This is a genomic window from Nocardioides sp. (assembly GCF_030019515.1).
In the GTDB taxonomy this organism is placed as follows: domain Bacteria; phylum Actinomycetota; class Actinomycetes; order Propionibacteriales; family Nocardioidaceae; genus Nocardioides.
Genome location: NZ_JASEEQ010000001.1, coordinates 273967 through 287334, shown reverse-complemented (window position 1 = coordinate 287334; position 13368 = coordinate 273967). Strand labels below are relative to the sequence as shown.

At 72.1% G+C, this 13368-nt stretch carries 16 protein-coding genes; 7 read left to right on the top strand and 9 right to left on the bottom strand.

The window, feature by feature from the left end; genetic code table 11:
* The first annotated feature begins 49 nt into the window (after positions 1-49).
* On the top strand, positions 50-547 hold the full coding sequence (locus QMC84_RS01410) for a MarR family transcriptional regulator (RefSeq protein ID WP_300371007.1): 498 nt from the start codon (positions 50-52) through the stop codon (positions 545-547).
* Between the two features lie 18 nt (positions 548-565).
* On the opposite strand, the gene QMC84_RS01405 is transcribed toward QMC84_RS01410, so the two are convergent.
* The 3 genes from QMC84_RS01405 to QMC84_RS01395 are packed head-to-tail and all read right to left on the bottom strand — an operon-like array spanning position 566 to position 2722.
* Positions 566-934 (bottom strand): hypothetical protein, encoded by a 369-nt coding sequence (locus QMC84_RS01405; RefSeq protein ID WP_300371004.1) that lies wholly within the window; start codon positions 932-934, stop codon positions 566-568.
* 25 nt (positions 935-959) lie between these two features.
* Positions 960-1418, bottom strand: coding sequence for a hypothetical protein (locus tag QMC84_RS01400; protein ID WP_300371001.1), 459 nt, complete (start codon positions 1416-1418; stop codon positions 960-962).
* Positions 1419-1429: 11 nt separating this feature from the next.
* Positions 1430-2722 carry a CehA/McbA family metallohydrolase gene (locus QMC84_RS01395; protein WP_300370998.1) on the bottom strand — a complete coding sequence of 431 codons (1293 nt, stop codon included), beginning with the start codon at positions 2720-2722 and terminating at the stop codon, positions 1430-1432.
* A 113-nt stretch (positions 2723-2835) separates the two neighbouring features.
* Between QMC84_RS01395 and QMC84_RS01390 the strand changes: the two genes are divergently transcribed.
* Positions 2836-3492 carry a hypothetical protein gene (locus QMC84_RS01390; RefSeq protein WP_300370995.1) on the top strand — a complete coding sequence of 219 codons (657 nt, stop codon included), beginning with the start codon at positions 2836-2838 and terminating at the stop codon, positions 3490-3492.
* Between the two features lie 4 nt (positions 3493-3496).
* On the opposite strand, the gene QMC84_RS01385 is transcribed toward QMC84_RS01390, so the two are convergent.
* From QMC84_RS01385 to QMC84_RS01370, 4 genes are read right to left on the bottom strand one after another with little or no spacing between them, the layout of a single operon-like run.
* Complete coding sequence (locus QMC84_RS01385) at positions 3497-4582, bottom strand: nitronate monooxygenase (RefSeq protein WP_300370992.1); 1086 nt, start codon at positions 4580-4582, stop codon at positions 3497-3499.
* Positions 4572-5345, bottom strand: coding sequence for a CoA-transferase (locus tag QMC84_RS01380; protein ID WP_300370990.1), 774 nt, complete (start codon positions 5343-5345; stop codon positions 4572-4574). Before QMC84_RS01380 ends, QMC84_RS01385 begins: the two co-directional genes overlap by 11 nt.
* Entirely contained in the window at positions 5342-6223 is an 882-nt protein-coding gene (locus tag QMC84_RS01375; protein WP_300370988.1) for a CoA-transferase, read from the bottom strand. The genes QMC84_RS01380 and QMC84_RS01375 overlap by 4 nt, the downstream gene beginning before the upstream one ends.
* Positions 6220-7002 (bottom strand): enoyl-CoA hydratase family protein, encoded by a 783-nt coding sequence (locus QMC84_RS01370; protein ID WP_300370985.1) that lies wholly within the window; start codon positions 7000-7002, stop codon positions 6220-6222. The genes QMC84_RS01375 and QMC84_RS01370 overlap by 4 nt, the downstream gene beginning before the upstream one ends.
* A gap of 59 nt (positions 7003-7061) precedes the next feature.
* On the opposite strand from QMC84_RS01370, the gene QMC84_RS01365 reads away from it, so the two are divergent.
* A complete protein-coding gene (locus tag QMC84_RS01365) occupies positions 7062-7823 on the top strand; it encodes an SDR family oxidoreductase (RefSeq protein WP_300370982.1) in 762 nt (253 codons plus the stop codon).
* A complete protein-coding gene (locus QMC84_RS01360) occupies positions 7820-8698 on the top strand; it encodes an SDR family oxidoreductase (protein ID WP_300370980.1) in 879 nt (292 codons plus the stop codon). Before QMC84_RS01365 ends, QMC84_RS01360 begins: the two co-directional genes overlap by 4 nt.
* 58 nt (positions 8699-8756) lie before the next feature.
* On the opposite strand, the gene QMC84_RS01355 is transcribed toward QMC84_RS01360, so the two are convergent.
* Positions 8757-9920: a steroid 3-ketoacyl-CoA thiolase gene (locus QMC84_RS01355; protein ID WP_300370977.1), complete on the bottom strand. Its 1164-nt coding sequence runs from the start codon at positions 9918-9920 to the stop codon at positions 8757-8759.
* A gap of 110 nt (positions 9921-10030) precedes the next feature.
* On the opposite strand from QMC84_RS01355, the gene QMC84_RS01350 reads away from it, so the two are divergent.
* Entirely contained in the window at positions 10031-11272 is a 1242-nt protein-coding gene (locus tag QMC84_RS01350; protein WP_300370974.1) for a cytochrome P450, read from the top strand.
* Between the two features lie 12 nt (positions 11273-11284).
* Here the strand turns inward: QMC84_RS01350 and map are convergent, their stop codons facing one another.
* On the bottom strand, positions 11285-12052 hold the full coding sequence (map, locus tag QMC84_RS01345; RefSeq protein WP_300370971.1) for a type I methionyl aminopeptidase: 768 nt from the start codon (positions 12050-12052) through the stop codon (positions 11285-11287).
* 103 nt (positions 12053-12155) lie between these two features.
* On the opposite strand from map, the gene QMC84_RS01340 reads away from it, so the two are divergent.
* Complete coding sequence (locus QMC84_RS01340) at positions 12156-12758, top strand: ATP-dependent Clp protease proteolytic subunit (RefSeq protein WP_300370968.1); 603 nt, start codon at positions 12156-12158, stop codon at positions 12756-12758.
* 5 nt (positions 12759-12763) lie between these two features.
* The gene (locus QMC84_RS01335; RefSeq protein WP_300370965.1) at positions 12764-13366 is read left to right on the top strand and encodes an ATP-dependent Clp protease proteolytic subunit; all 603 of its coding nucleotides are present in this window, start codon (positions 12764-12766) and stop codon (positions 13364-13366) included.
* Positions 13367-13368 lie beyond the last annotated feature (2 nt).

The window sequence follows — 13368 nt, the reverse complement described above, 5'->3', positions numbered from 1 at the left end:
CATAACGGTTGGAGAGACCAAAGTAAAATAGTTGGTGTAGCCTCACCATGTGACGACCGAAGAGGATGCGGAAGCGGCCGCTGAGGCCGCGGCGGGGCTCGAGCGCGCCGTCCCGATGCTGGTGCGATGGTTCACGCGCAGCGACGTCAGGAGGTCGATGCTCGCGGACGCCGATCCGGCCCTCTCGGCCACGGATGCGTGGCTGCTCGGCCGGATCGCCGACACCGGCCCGCTGCGGCTCTCCACGCTGGCGGACTGGCAGGAGGTGGACCGGTCCACGATGAGCACCGAGGTGCGTCGGCTCGAGTCGTGGGGCCTCGTCTCGCGCGCCACGGACCCGCAGGACGGTCGCGCGGTCCTGGTCAGGGCCACCCGCGCCGGCGCCGCCCGCCACCGGCGCACGAAGCGGACCGCTCGGACCGTCTACGAGGCGCTCCTGGCGGACTGGTCGGAGGAGGACCTGCGAGCGGCGGCGCACGTCGCCGCCCGGCTGATCGAGACCCTCGAGCACCGCACGGGCCGTGCCGCCGCGGGACGGCGCGGCTGAGAGCCACGACCCGGAGCGTCAGCCCCGGACCAGGACCAGCCCGACGATCGCCGGGACCAGCCCGAGGAGCAGCCAGGGGGAGAGGAACCTCTTCTGGTGGATGACCCGGGACACGACGACCGCGAGGACCCCGAACGCCCCGGCCAGGACGCTGAGGCCGACCTGCGCCCCGGGGCGCGATTCCTCGATGGTCAGCGCGGCGATCACCAGTCCGGCGGCCAGGTGCCCGATGGTGGTCGCGGCGAGCACGGACAGCACCCAGCGCTGCACCGGCTCGAGGGCCAGCACGCCCGGGCCGGTCGGCCGGATGATCTCGCGGCGCAGGTTGTCGGGGTCCATCAGGTGCCGGGGGCGCTTCCGGACTTGCTGCTCGCTCACGACCACCATTGTCCCCGGATCCTCGACGGGCGCGTCACGCGGGCACGGGCGTGGGACGCCGGGCGAACACCAGCGCGCCGAGGAGGACGACGTACCCGACCAGCGCGATCGCCGCGCCGGCGAGCGTGATGGTGAAGCTCAGGTCGAACAGCCCGTCGGAGTAGCCGAACACCTGGGTGAGCAGCGAGAGCCGGCTGTCGTCGGTGTCGCCGAAGTCGGGCATGAACGCGCCGAGCACGAACAACCCGCCCCAGGTGACGACCTGGGCGGAGGCCTGGAGCCCGGTGAGCGCGCGCGGCCGGCCGTCCTGGGTGTAGGCGAGGACCGTGGTGACCAGCAGCGCGACCAGGACCACGGGGACCACCGAGACCAGGAAGATCAGGAAGAACCACCCGCCGACGCCGAACACGATCCGACCGATCCAGACCCAGGCGACCAGCACCAGGTTGACGGGGATCATCCACAGCAGGGTGGTGCGGCCCAGGGTGCTCACGAACGCACAGGCTAGGGCACCAGCCACCACGGACTGGTGTAGGCGACGCCGAGGTCGTTGCAGGGATGTCCGTCGGGCCCGGGCGTGGCGTTGGGCTGGCTGGGGTCGGCGACCCGCAGCAGCACCCAGTCGCCGTCCGCGACGTCGAGGGGTACGGCGAAGTCCACGACGGGACCGACCCGGAACTCCGCGACGTGGGTGACGGTGGGCGCGTCCGTGCCGGGCCGCAGCACCTGCACGGTCAGCGGCCGCCCGATCCACGAGGTGTCGCGCGCCAGGTCCAGCCGGAACCGGACCGTCCCGGCCCGCAGCGGCAGCTCCGACCCCATCCGCCGCACGGTGCCGGCGGGCGTCGCCGCGATCGCATCGACCCGCAACCCCGACGTACGGGTCGCGAAGAACCGCCGCGCCCGCATCGCATCCTTCACGCCGGCCCGCGAGTGCTCGCGGACCCACAGGCCGGTGCGGCCCTTGCCCTCTGGGTGGCCCCAGTCGGTGCCGTGCTCGTCGGTGACCCCGGTGATGCCGGTGCGCCAGCCCGCGTTGAGGCAGGCGACCAGGGGAGACGACCTGTCGTCGGCCCAGCCCTCGAACAGGAAGTCGTCGCGGCGGTTGAACATCTCCAGCGACACGACCTGGTCGCAGACCCGCTCGTCGTAGGTGAACTCCTGGAAGCGCCCCGGCTCGCGGCCCGGGTGGTTGAACCCGGCCAGCCCGTCCGCGCCGCCGTCCAGGACCAGCCCCGGCTCGCGCCGCAACCACTCCAGCAGCGGCTGCATCAGCCCGGCCTGGAGGACATCGGTGTAGTGCTCGGTGAACCAGACGTTCACGTGGCCCAGCAGCGGCTCGGACCACTCGAAGCCGCGGATCGCGGTGAAGGCGCCGTCCTGGTTCGCGGCGTCGGCGTACTCCCGCGTCCGCGCCCAGCCGCCGGGCGTGAGCCCGGCGAGCTGGGTGTACTCCGGCGGCAGGATCCCGGTCAGTGCGTCGCCGAGCACGTTGTCGGACAGCGTCGCGTGGTCGGTCAGCGCGGCGACGTCGAGCCCGGCGGCGCGCATCGAGTCGAACGCCAGCCCCGGGTCGCCGTCGCCATCGGAGAGCAGCGTGTGGTTGTGCAGGTCGGCGTGCACGAGGCGGGTCCCTCGGCCGAGCCGCGACGTGCGGGCGGCACCCGTGCCCGCGATCGCCCCCGTGGCGGTGCCGACCGACGAGGCCAGCAGCAGGCCCGCGCCCGCCGCGATCGTCGCTCGCCGGGTGAGCGGTCGGCAGGGCAGCGTCGCGTGGTGGTGGTGGCCGTCGCACATGCCCGGCCCAACGCCCGCCGCGCCCCGGGGTGACGGTCGATCGGGCGAACGAAGGGTGAACTCCCGCCCCTGTAGGCTGCCCGGCGTCCGGCAGATCGGCGACAGGGGACCAGATGATCGGGCTTCCGGCCCACGGCTTCGTGCTGTTGTCGATGCCCAAGTGCGCCTCGACCTCGCTGGTGCGCTCCCTGCAGGGCCATGCGGAGCTGCTGCTGCGGATCAACCCGCGGCTCAAGCACATGAACTGCCGGTCCTTCCACACCCTGATCGTCCCGGTGCTGCGCAACGCGGGCTACGAGCGCGACGACTACGAGCTGGTCTCGCTGTTCCGGGAGCCGACCGCGTGGCTGGAGTCGTGGTGGCGCTACCGCCAGCGCCCTGCGCTCGCGAAGGAGGACGCCGCGAAGTACACCGGTGACCTGAGCTTCGAGGAGTTCGTCGGACGGTACGTCGACGGCGACCCCCGGCCGGGCACCCTGCGCGGTCGACCGGCCCGGTTCGTCGCGCTGAGCGACCGCCTCGACCTCGGGGTCGACCGGCTGTTCGCACTCGAGCAGCCGGAGGTCTGGCAGACCTGGATCGGCGCGAAGGTCGGCGGCGGGATCGACGTACGGACGGACAACAAGTCGACCGTGCGCCCCGAGCCTGATCTGAGCCGCACGATGCGGGCCCGGCTCGACGAGTTCTTCGCCCCGGAGTACGCGATCTACGAGGAGCTCCGCACGACCGGCGAGTGGGCGCCCCCGCGCGGGCTCGTCCCGGGCAGCTAGATCGTCAGCGCACGTACGACGCGGCGCGGCGCAGCTCGTCCGCGGCTCGGGTGACCACGCGGTCGATCAGCTCCTCGCAGGTCGGCAGGTCGTCGATCACGCCGACCACCTGGCCGCTCGCCAGCACGCCCGCGCCGGTGTCGCCCTCGACCAGGCCGGCCCTGAGCATCGTCGGCGTGTTCGCGGCGAGCGCCATCTGGCCCAGGGTGCGACCCTGCGCCTTCCGCATCGACCGGCCGTCCTTCGCGAGGCCGAGCCAGGTCATGCCGCTGCTGCGCTTGAACTCGACGGTGCGCCGCACGGTCGGGCCGAGGCGCTTGAGCGAGCTGCTCTCCTCGAGCTGCGCGACCAGGTCGGTGCGCAGCATCCGGTGCGGCATCCCGTCGACCTTCGCGGTGACGACCGTGTCGGTCAGCCCCCGCTCGAGGTAGAGCTGCTTGACGGCGTCGGGGACGGCCGAGTCCCGGGTCAGCAGGAACCGGGTGCCCATGCCGATCCCCGCCGCGCCGTACGACAGCGCGGCCGCGAGCCCGCGGCCGTCGAAGAAGCCGCCCGCCGCCACGACGGGGATCTCGCTCCCGGCGTCGCGCAGGGCGTCCAGGACGCTCGGGAGGAGCAGCGTGGTCGGCACTGGGCCCGTGTGGCCGCCGCCCTCGCCGCCCTGCACCATCACGGCGTCCGCGCCCCAGGACGCGACCTTGACCGCGTGCTTGGCGGCGCCGATCGAGGGCATCACGACGATGCCGTGCTCCTTCAGGTTCGCGATCAGCTCGGGCTTCGGCGCGAGGGCGAACGACGCCACCTTGACGCCGTGGTCGACGAGGAGCCGACAGCGGTCGGGGGCGTCGGCGGCATCCGCGCGGAGGTTGACGCCGAACGGCTGGTCGGTGCGGCCGTTGACCTCGATGATCGCCTGCTCCAGCTCGGCGATCGTCATGGTGGCGCCGGCGAGGATCCCGAGGCCGCCGGCGTTGGCGGTGCCGCTGACCAGGCGCGGGCCGGACACCCAGCCCATGCCCGTCTGCACCACCGGGTGGCGGACGCCGGCGAGGTCGGTGAGCGGGGTGCGGAGCAGCTGCTCAGTCGCCATCCGGGACCTCCCTGAAGCGCAGTCCCTCGGGGTCGAGCACCTCGCGGATCAGGATCAGCTCCTCGGTCGTCGGCTCGCGCGTGGTGGGCACGTCGGCGGGCGCGTCGAGCTCGAAGCCGGTCGCCGCCCGTACCTCCTCCACGCTCACGCCGGGGTGGACGCTGAGCAGCCGCACCGTGTCGTCGGGACCCTGGACGTCGAGCACCGCGAGGTTGCTGACGATCCGGTGGATGTCGTTGTAGCGGGCGGCCGCGGGGCCGGCCTCCCGGGCGAGCCGCGGCCCGACCCCGGTGACGATGTCGACCCGCTCGACGAACACGCGGGGGGAGTGCCTCGGCACCCAGTACGACGTCCGGTTGTTGACCGTGTTGCCCGGCGCGCCGCGGCTGCCGAGCAGCTGGCGCTTCGGCCGGGCCCAGTCGCCGATGGCCGAGATGTTCTGGTTGCCGTGCCGGTCGACCTGGGTGGCGCCCATCATCACGTGCCGCTTCCCGTGCGCGACCACGTCGAAGACCTTGCGGAACGGGATCCAGCCCTCGACCACGTCACCCGTGCCGAACAGCGGCGGGACGCCGGCGAGGAACAGCGACTCGCCGTCGGAGATCACCAGGTCGGGGTTGCTGGTCAGCTTGGCCAGCCGGACGCCGAGCATCGGCAGCAGCCCCATCGGGCTGCCGAAGATCTCGCCGTCGTCCCTGAACGCGTCCGCGATCGCCGCGGCGCACACGTCCGCGCGGGTGCTGCCGTTCCTGGGGTCGCTCATGCCTGCTCCTCCCCGAAGGAGCGGACCGCGGCCTGGTAGCTCGCCTCGTCGCCGGCGAGGAACCGGGACTCGAACGCCGCCCAGTCCTCGTCGCTGCCGGACGCCGCCGCGGCGTACGCCCGCTGGAACCTCTCGTCGCGCTCGTAGTCGGGTGTGCAGGTCGTGAAGTGGGCGCCATGGGGCGTCTCGACCACGCCGCTGACCAGCATCCGGCTGAGCAGCAGCCGCTGGACGGGGGTGTCGACGGTGAGCCCGGCGGTGTCGACCACCTGCTCGCAGGAGACGAAGGTGCGGTCGGCGGCCATCGCGAACAGGTCGTCGAAGTACGGGTCCGGGCCGAGGTAGGTCGCGTTGCCGTGCCGGTCGGACCGGTTGAGGTGCACCAGGGCGACGTCGAGCCTCAGCGCGGGTACGGCGACCAGCTCCTCGCCGTCCGCATAGGGACTCGTGACGGTCCTGATCCACGGCTGGTTGACCAGCACGTCGGTGCCGAGCCCCGCACGCATCGGCAGGAACGGCAGCCGCTCGGCGGCGGCCCGGAGCCCGGCCTGGAACATGCCCTCGTCGAGCTCGACGACCTCGGGGATCGCGCCCTCCTGGCGAGCCCGCTGGAAGTTCGGCTCCAGCGGCACGGAGTCGAGCGACACGAACGCGAAGACCAGCTTGCGGATCCTCCCGGCCCGGGCGAGGAGACCCACGTCGGCACCGCCCCAGCTGACGATCGTCAGGTCCTTCAGGTCGCTGCGGAGGATGGCGCGCACCAGCGCCATCGGCTTGCGGCGCGAGCCCCAGCCCCCGATGCCGATGGTCATGCCGTCCTGCAGCTCGCCGACGACCTCGTCGAGCGACATCTGCTTGTCGCGTGGTCCCTTGGTCACTCCGAGCCCTTCTTGGCTGCCTGGTCCGTGCCCTCGCGATGCCGATCCACAAACGTGTCGCGCAGCTCGTCACTCACGCCGGCGAGGTTGAGCTCCATCGTGAAGCCCTGCTCGAACCGGTAGCTCTTGTTCACGTCGATCGGGTCGATCCCGTTGAGGCACTCCTTGGCGGCCCGGATCACCCGGGTGTCGTGCGCGGCGATCTCGCCGGCGACCTGCAGCGCGGCGTCGTCGAGTCGGTCGCGGGGGACCACCTCGAGCACGCTCCCGAACTGCACCAGGTCGGCGGCCCTGATGGTTCGCGCGGTGAAGTAGAGGGTTCTCATCAGGTGCTGCGGCACCAGGCGCGCCATGTGGGTGGCGGCGCCGAGCGCGCCCTGCTTGACCTCGGGCACCCCGAAGTAGGCGTCGTCGCTGGCGACCACGCAGTCGGCGTTGCCGACCAGGCCGACGCCGCCGCCGAGGCAGAAGCCGTTGACCGCGGCGACGACCGGCACCGCGCACTCGTAGACCGCCTTGAACGCCGCGAAGCACCCCTTGTTCGCGCCGATCAGCGCGTCGAACCCGGCGGTGTTCTGCATCTCCAAGATGTCGACCCCGGCGTTGAAGCCGCGCCCCTCGGCGCGCAGCACGACGACCTTCGTGTCGTGATCGCGGCCGGCCTCGTCGAGCGCGGCGGCGACGTCGTACCAGCCCTGCACGGTCAGCGCGTTGACCGGAGGGTGGTCCATCGTCACCACCCGGATCCCGTCCGGGCGCAGTTCGGAGGTGATGGGCATGGCGTCCTCACGTCGGCGGAGCCTGTCGAAACCAAGCAAGTGCTTGGTAGGGTAGCAGCATGACGTTGACGGTGGACCTCTCCGGACGCGTCGCGCTCGTCACGGGCGGGACGCGGGGGATCGGCCTCGGCATCACCAGGTCGCTCCTGGCCGCCGGTGCGTCGGTGGTCACCTGCTCGCGCTCGGAGGTCGAGCCCGCCCCGGGGACGACGCACCGGGTGTGCGACGTCCGGGAGCCCGACGCCGTGCAGGCGATGGTGGCCTCGGTCGTGTCGTCCTTCGGGGGGCTCGACATCCTGGTCAACAACGCCGGGGGAGCGCCGGCGAGCGACGCCGCGACCGCCTCGCCGCGGCTCCATGAGGCGATCGTCGGCCTCAACCTGCTCGCCCCGCTGATCTGCGCCCAGGCCGCGAACGCGGTCATGCAGCAGCAGGAGGCCGGCGGCGTGATCGTGAACATCTCCTCGGTCTCCGCCAACCGCCCGGCGCCGACCATCGCGGCGTACGGCGCGGCCAAGGCCGGGCTCGACTCGCTCACCGCGTCGCTCGCCATGGAGTGGGCGCCCCGGGTGCGCGTCAACGCGATCGACGTCGGGCTGTGCCGGACCGAGCAGACCGACGACCACTACGGCGACGACGCCTCAGTCGCGGCGATCGAGCAGACCATCCCGCTCGGCCGGATGGCCCGGCCCGAGGAGGTCGGCAACGTCGCCGCCTTCCTGGCGAGCGACCTGGCGTCGTACGTCTCGGGCGCGACCGTCGCCTGTCACGGCGGGGGGGAGCCGCCCGCCTTCCTGATCGTCCAGAAGGGACTGCCATGACACTCCTCGAGGGTCGCGTCGCGATCGTCACCGGTGCGGGCCGCGGTATCGGCCGCGCCCACGCGCTCGAGCTCGCGCGGCACGGTGCGGCCGTCGTCGTCAACGACTACGGCGTCTCGCTCGCCGGCGAGGGCACGGGGGAGACGCCGGCCGAGTCGGTCGTCGCCGAGATCGAGGCCCTCGGTGGCCGGGCGGTGGTCAACACCGCCGACGTCGCCGACTTCGCCCAGGCCGAGGCGATGGTTCGCCAGGCGATCGAGACCTTCGGCGGCCTGGACATCCTCGTGAACAACGCCGGCTTCGTGCGCGACCGGATGCTGGTGACCACCGCCGAGGAGGAGTGGGACGCCGTGATCCGGGTCCACCTCAAGGGCCACTTCGCGCCGCTGCGGCACGCGGGTGCCTACTGGCGCGCCGAGGCCAAGGCCGGCCGTGAGCGCGCCGCCCGGGTCGTCAACACCTCCTCGGGCGCCGGCCTCCAGGGCTCGGTCGGCCAGGCGACGTACTCCGCGGCGAAGGCCGGCATCGCCGGCCTGACGCTGGTCGCCGCCCAGGAGCTGGGCCGCTACGGCGTCACCGTGAACGCGATCGCCCCGGTCGCGCGGACCCGGATGACCGAGGGCGCGTTCGACACCTCGGACATGGCGCTGCCCGAGGACAACTCCCCGATCGTCGCGTGGCTCGCCTCGGCGGAGGCCGGCGACGTCACCGGTCGGGTGATCGAGATCGACGGCTCGACGATCACCGTCGAGACCGGCTGGGCGCACGGCCCGTCGAACGACCTCGGCCGCAGGTGGGAGGCGGCCGAGGTCGGTCCCGCGTTGCGTGACCTGCTCGCCGCCGCGCCTGCCCCCGAGCCGGTGTACGGGGCGTAGGCGCCAGTTTCATCGGCCGGCCGATGAAACTGGCCAAGCCGCAAAGCCGCCCGACCCCTCAGATCCGCTCGAGGATCGTCCCGGTCGCCATCGCACCGCCGGCGCACATGGAGATCAGGGCGGTGGTGGCGTCGCGGCGCTCGAGCTCGTGGAGCGCGGTGGTGATGAGGCGGGTGCCGGTGGAGCCCACGGGGTGCCCGAGCGCGATGGCGCCGCCGTTGACGTTGACCCGGTCGAGGTCGACGCGGTGGTGGCCGGCCCAGGACAGCACGACCGAGGCGAACGCCTCGTTGACCTCGAAGAGGTCGAAGTCGGAGATCGCCATGCCGGCCCGGTCGAGGACCCGCTGGGTCGCGTCGATCGGGCCGTCGAGGTGGTAGTACGGGTCGGAGCCGACCAGGCAGTGCGTGACGATCCGTGCCCGCGGGGTCAGCCCCAGGGCGTGCGCCCGGTCGGAGTCCATGATCAGGACCGCCGACGCGCCGTCGGAGATCTGCGAGGACGTGCCGGCGGTGTGCAGCCCGTCGGGCAGCACGGTGCGCAGGCCCGCCAGTCCCTCGAGGGTGGTCTCCCGCAGGCCCTGGTCGGTGTCGACGAGCCGGGTCTCGCCGGTGGGAGTGCCGGACTCGTCGAGCACGGGGGCGTCGTACGCCGCGATCTCCCGCTTGAACCGCCCCTCGTCGACCGCGACCCGGGCCTTCTGCTGGGAGGCCAGGCCGAACGCGTCGAGGTCCGCGCGGGTGATGCCGCGGTTGCGGGCGATCCGGTCCGCCGCCTCGAACTGGTTCGGCATGTCGATGGTCCAGTCGTCCGGGCGGGGGTCGCCGAGGCCGGGCGGGACGTTGGCGCCGAGCGGGATGCGCGACATCGCCTCGACCCCACAGGCCACCCCGACCTCGATGGTGCCCGCCACGACCATGTCGTGGACCAGGTGGGCCGACTGCTGGCCGGACCCGCACTGCGCGTCGACCGCGGTCGCGCCGGTGTGCTGGGCGAGCCCGGCGTGCAGCCACGCGCGGCGCACCATGTCGTTGGACTGCTCTCCCGCCTGGGTGACGCACCCGCCCACCACCTGCTCGACCAGGTCGGAGTCGACCCCGGCGCGGGCGAGCACCTGCGCCTGTGCGAAGCCGAGCAGTACGGCGGGGTGCACGCCGGCGAGCCAGCCGTTGCGCTTGCCGAGGGGGGTGCGGACGGCGTCGACGATCACAGGGGTGCCCATGGCACAAAACTAGAACACGTTCTTATCCTGGACAACCTTCCCCTGCGTACTTCCGGTATGTAGTCTCTGTCACTAGAACGTGTTCCAGCCAGCCAGCTGAGGGAGCTCCAGTGACCGCATCCGACGTCCTCCCCGAGGGTTTCGACTTCACCGACCCGGACCTGATCCAGGAGGCGATCCCGCACGAGCAGTTCCGGGCCGCCCGGCAGAAGGCTCCGATCACCTGGATCGAGCAGCCGTGGGAGCCGCGCAGCGGCTTCGCCGCGGAGGCCGGCACCGGCTACTACGCGGTCACCCGCCACGAGGACGTCGCGGCGATCTCCAAGGACAGCAAGAACTGGTCGACGTACGAGAACGGCGCGATCATCCGGTTCCCCGGCGAGATGGCGCGCGAGCAGGTCGAGCTCCAGCGGGTGATCCTGATCAACCAGGACCCGCCCGAGCACACTGCGACCCGCGGGATCGTCTCGCGCGGCTTCACCCCGCGCTCGATCGCCGAGCTCGAGGACACCATGGTGCAGCGGGCCACGGCGATCATGAAGGAGGCCGTCGCCCGCGGCACCGGCAACTTCGTCGAGGAGGTCGCCGCGGAGCTCCCGCTGCAGGCGATCGCCGACCTGATCGGTGTCCCGCAGGAGGACCGGCACAAGCTCTTCGAGTGGTCCAACCAGATGCTCGCCGGCGAGGACCCGGACTTCGCCGGCGAGAACGACGTCGCCGCGGCCGAGATCCTCGGCTACTCGATGATGCTGGCCGCCGACCGGCAGGCCAACCCCCGCGACGACCTGATCACCAAGCTGATCAACGCGCACAAGGGCGAGCGTGGCCTGACCGACGACGAGTTCGGCTACTTCGTGATCCTCCTGGCGGTCGCCGGCAACGAGACCACCCGCAACGCGATCACCCACGGCATGAACGCGTTCTTCGACAACCCCGAGCAGTGGGAGATCTGGAAGAACGACCGGCCGGCGACGATGGTCGACGAGATCGTTCGCTGGGCCACCCCGGTCAGCGTCTTCCAGCGCACCGCGCTCAACGACGTCGAGCTGGGGGGCGTGCAGTTCAAGAAGGGCCAGCGCGCCGCGCTGTTCTATGCCAGCGCGAACTTCGACGAGGACGTGTTCGAGGACCCGTACACGTTCAACATCCTGCGTGACCCCAACCCGCAGCTGGGCTTCGGTGGACACGGTGCCCACTACTGCCTCGGCCACAACCTGGCCCGCCAGGAGATGCGGGCGATCTTCAACGCGATCGCCGACTACGCGCCGGACATCACCAAGCTCGCCGAGCCGAAGCGGCTGCGGCACTCCTGGGTCAACGGGATCAAGGACCTGCAGGTCCGGTACGCCTGACCGGGGCGCCGCTCAGCCGCGTGCGGTGAGCACGACGGGGCCGTCCGCGGTGATCGCCACCGTGTGCTCCATGTGCGCGCCCCGGGACCCGTCCTTGCTGCGCAGGGTCCAGCCGTCGTCGTCGGTGTAGATCTCGTCGGTGGTGTGCAGGAACCACGGCTCGATCGCGATCACCAGGCCCGGGCGCAGCTTCAGCCCGCGCCCGGGACGGCCGTCGTTGGAGACGTGCGGCTCGCCGTGCATCGTCCGGCCGACCCCGTGCCCGCCGAACTGGAGGTTGATCCCCAGCCCCGCCGCACGCGCGACGTCGCCGATCGCCGCGGAGACGTCGCCGAGCCGGTTGCCCGGTCGCGCGGCCTCGATGCCGGCGTCCAGCGCTCGCGAGGCCACCTCGATCAGCTCGAGGTCCTCCGGGCGCGGCGTGCCGACGACCAGGCTGAGGGCGGAGTCGGCCACCCAGCCGTCGACGCTCGCCGCGAAGTCGACGCTGAGCAGGTCGCCGTCGGCGAGCCGGTAGTCGTGCGGCAGGCCGTGCAGGACCGCGTCGTTGACCGAGGTGCACAGCACCTTCCCGAACGGCGAGGCGCCGAAGGACGGGTGGTAGTCGATGTAGCAGGACTCGGCGCCGCGGTCGCGGATCATCTGGTGCGCCAGCGCGTCCAGCTCCAGCAGGTTGACGCCGACGGCGGCGCGCTCGGCGAGCGCGGTGATGACGTCGGCGACGAACCGGCCGGCCGGGCGCATCTGCTCGATCTGGGCGGGCGTGCGGAGCTCGATCATGGGGGCGACCCTATCCAGCGGACGGGTGGCTCCTCTGCTGAGGGCGGATCCGCCGACAGCGGATCCGCTGGGATCGCGACGCCGTACGCCGCAGGCTCGGGCCATGACCCAGACGCCCTCCCTCGCCGGCCCGTCCGCGGCCGACCGCCTGCTGCACCAGCGCATCATCGTGCTCGGCCAGCAGGTCGACGACGACATCGCCAACAAGCTCTGCGCCGAGCTGCTCCTCCTCTCGGCGGAGGACCCGAAGCGCGACATCGCGCTCTACATCAACTCGCCGGGCGGCTCGGTGAGCGCCGGCCTGGCCATCTACGACACGATGCGGCTGATCCCCAACGACGTCAGCACCCTGGCGATGGGGCTGGCCGCCAGCATGGGCCAGTTCCTGCTCTCGGCCGGCACCCCCGGCAAGCGGTACGCGCTGCCGCACTCGCGGGTGCTGATGCACCAGGGCTCGGCCGGCATCGGCGGCACCGCGATCGACATCGAGATCCAGGCCGAGAACCTCGAGCACACCAAGAACGTGATGATCGGCCTGATCGCCGAGCACACGAGCCAGCCGGTCGAGGTGATCGAGCGGGACTCGCTGCGGGATCGGTGGTTCACCGCCGAGCAGGCCCGCGACTACGGCTTCGTGGACCGGGTCCTGACCGACGTGTCCGCGGTGACGCCCGCGCGCCCGGCCCCGTCGTTCGGGCCGAGGTGAGCGCGGTGAGCAGCTACACCATCCCCAGCGTGGTCGAGCGGACCGTGCGTGGCGAGCGGGTTGTGGACATCTACAGCCGGTTGCTGACCGACCGGATCGTGTACGTCGGCACCGAGATCGACGACGGGGTGGCGAACGTGGTCATCGCGCAGCTCCTGCACCTGGAGTCCGAGGCGCCCGACCAGCCGGTCAGCCTGTACCTCAACTCACCCGGCGGCTCGGTGACCGCGATGCTCGCGATCTACGACACCATGCAGTTCATCCGGCCGGCGGTCGGTACGACGTGCGTCGGCCAGGCCGCCTCCTCGGCGGCGGTGCTCCTCGCCGGCGGCGAGCGCGGGAGCCGGACCGTGCTGCCCCGGGCACGGGTGGTGCTGCACCAGCCCTCCGGCGGTGCGCAGGGCACGCTGCCGGACCTCGCGCTGCAGGCCAAGGAGATCGTGCGGTTGCGCGCCGCGATGGAGGAGATCCTCGCCGAGCACACCGGGCGCTCGGTGGCGCAGGTGCGCGAGGACACCGACCGGGACCTGGTCCTCTCCGCGGAGCAGGCCGTGGCGTACGGGCTGGCCGACGCCGTCCTGGACAGCCGGAAGAAAGTCGTCGCCTGAGC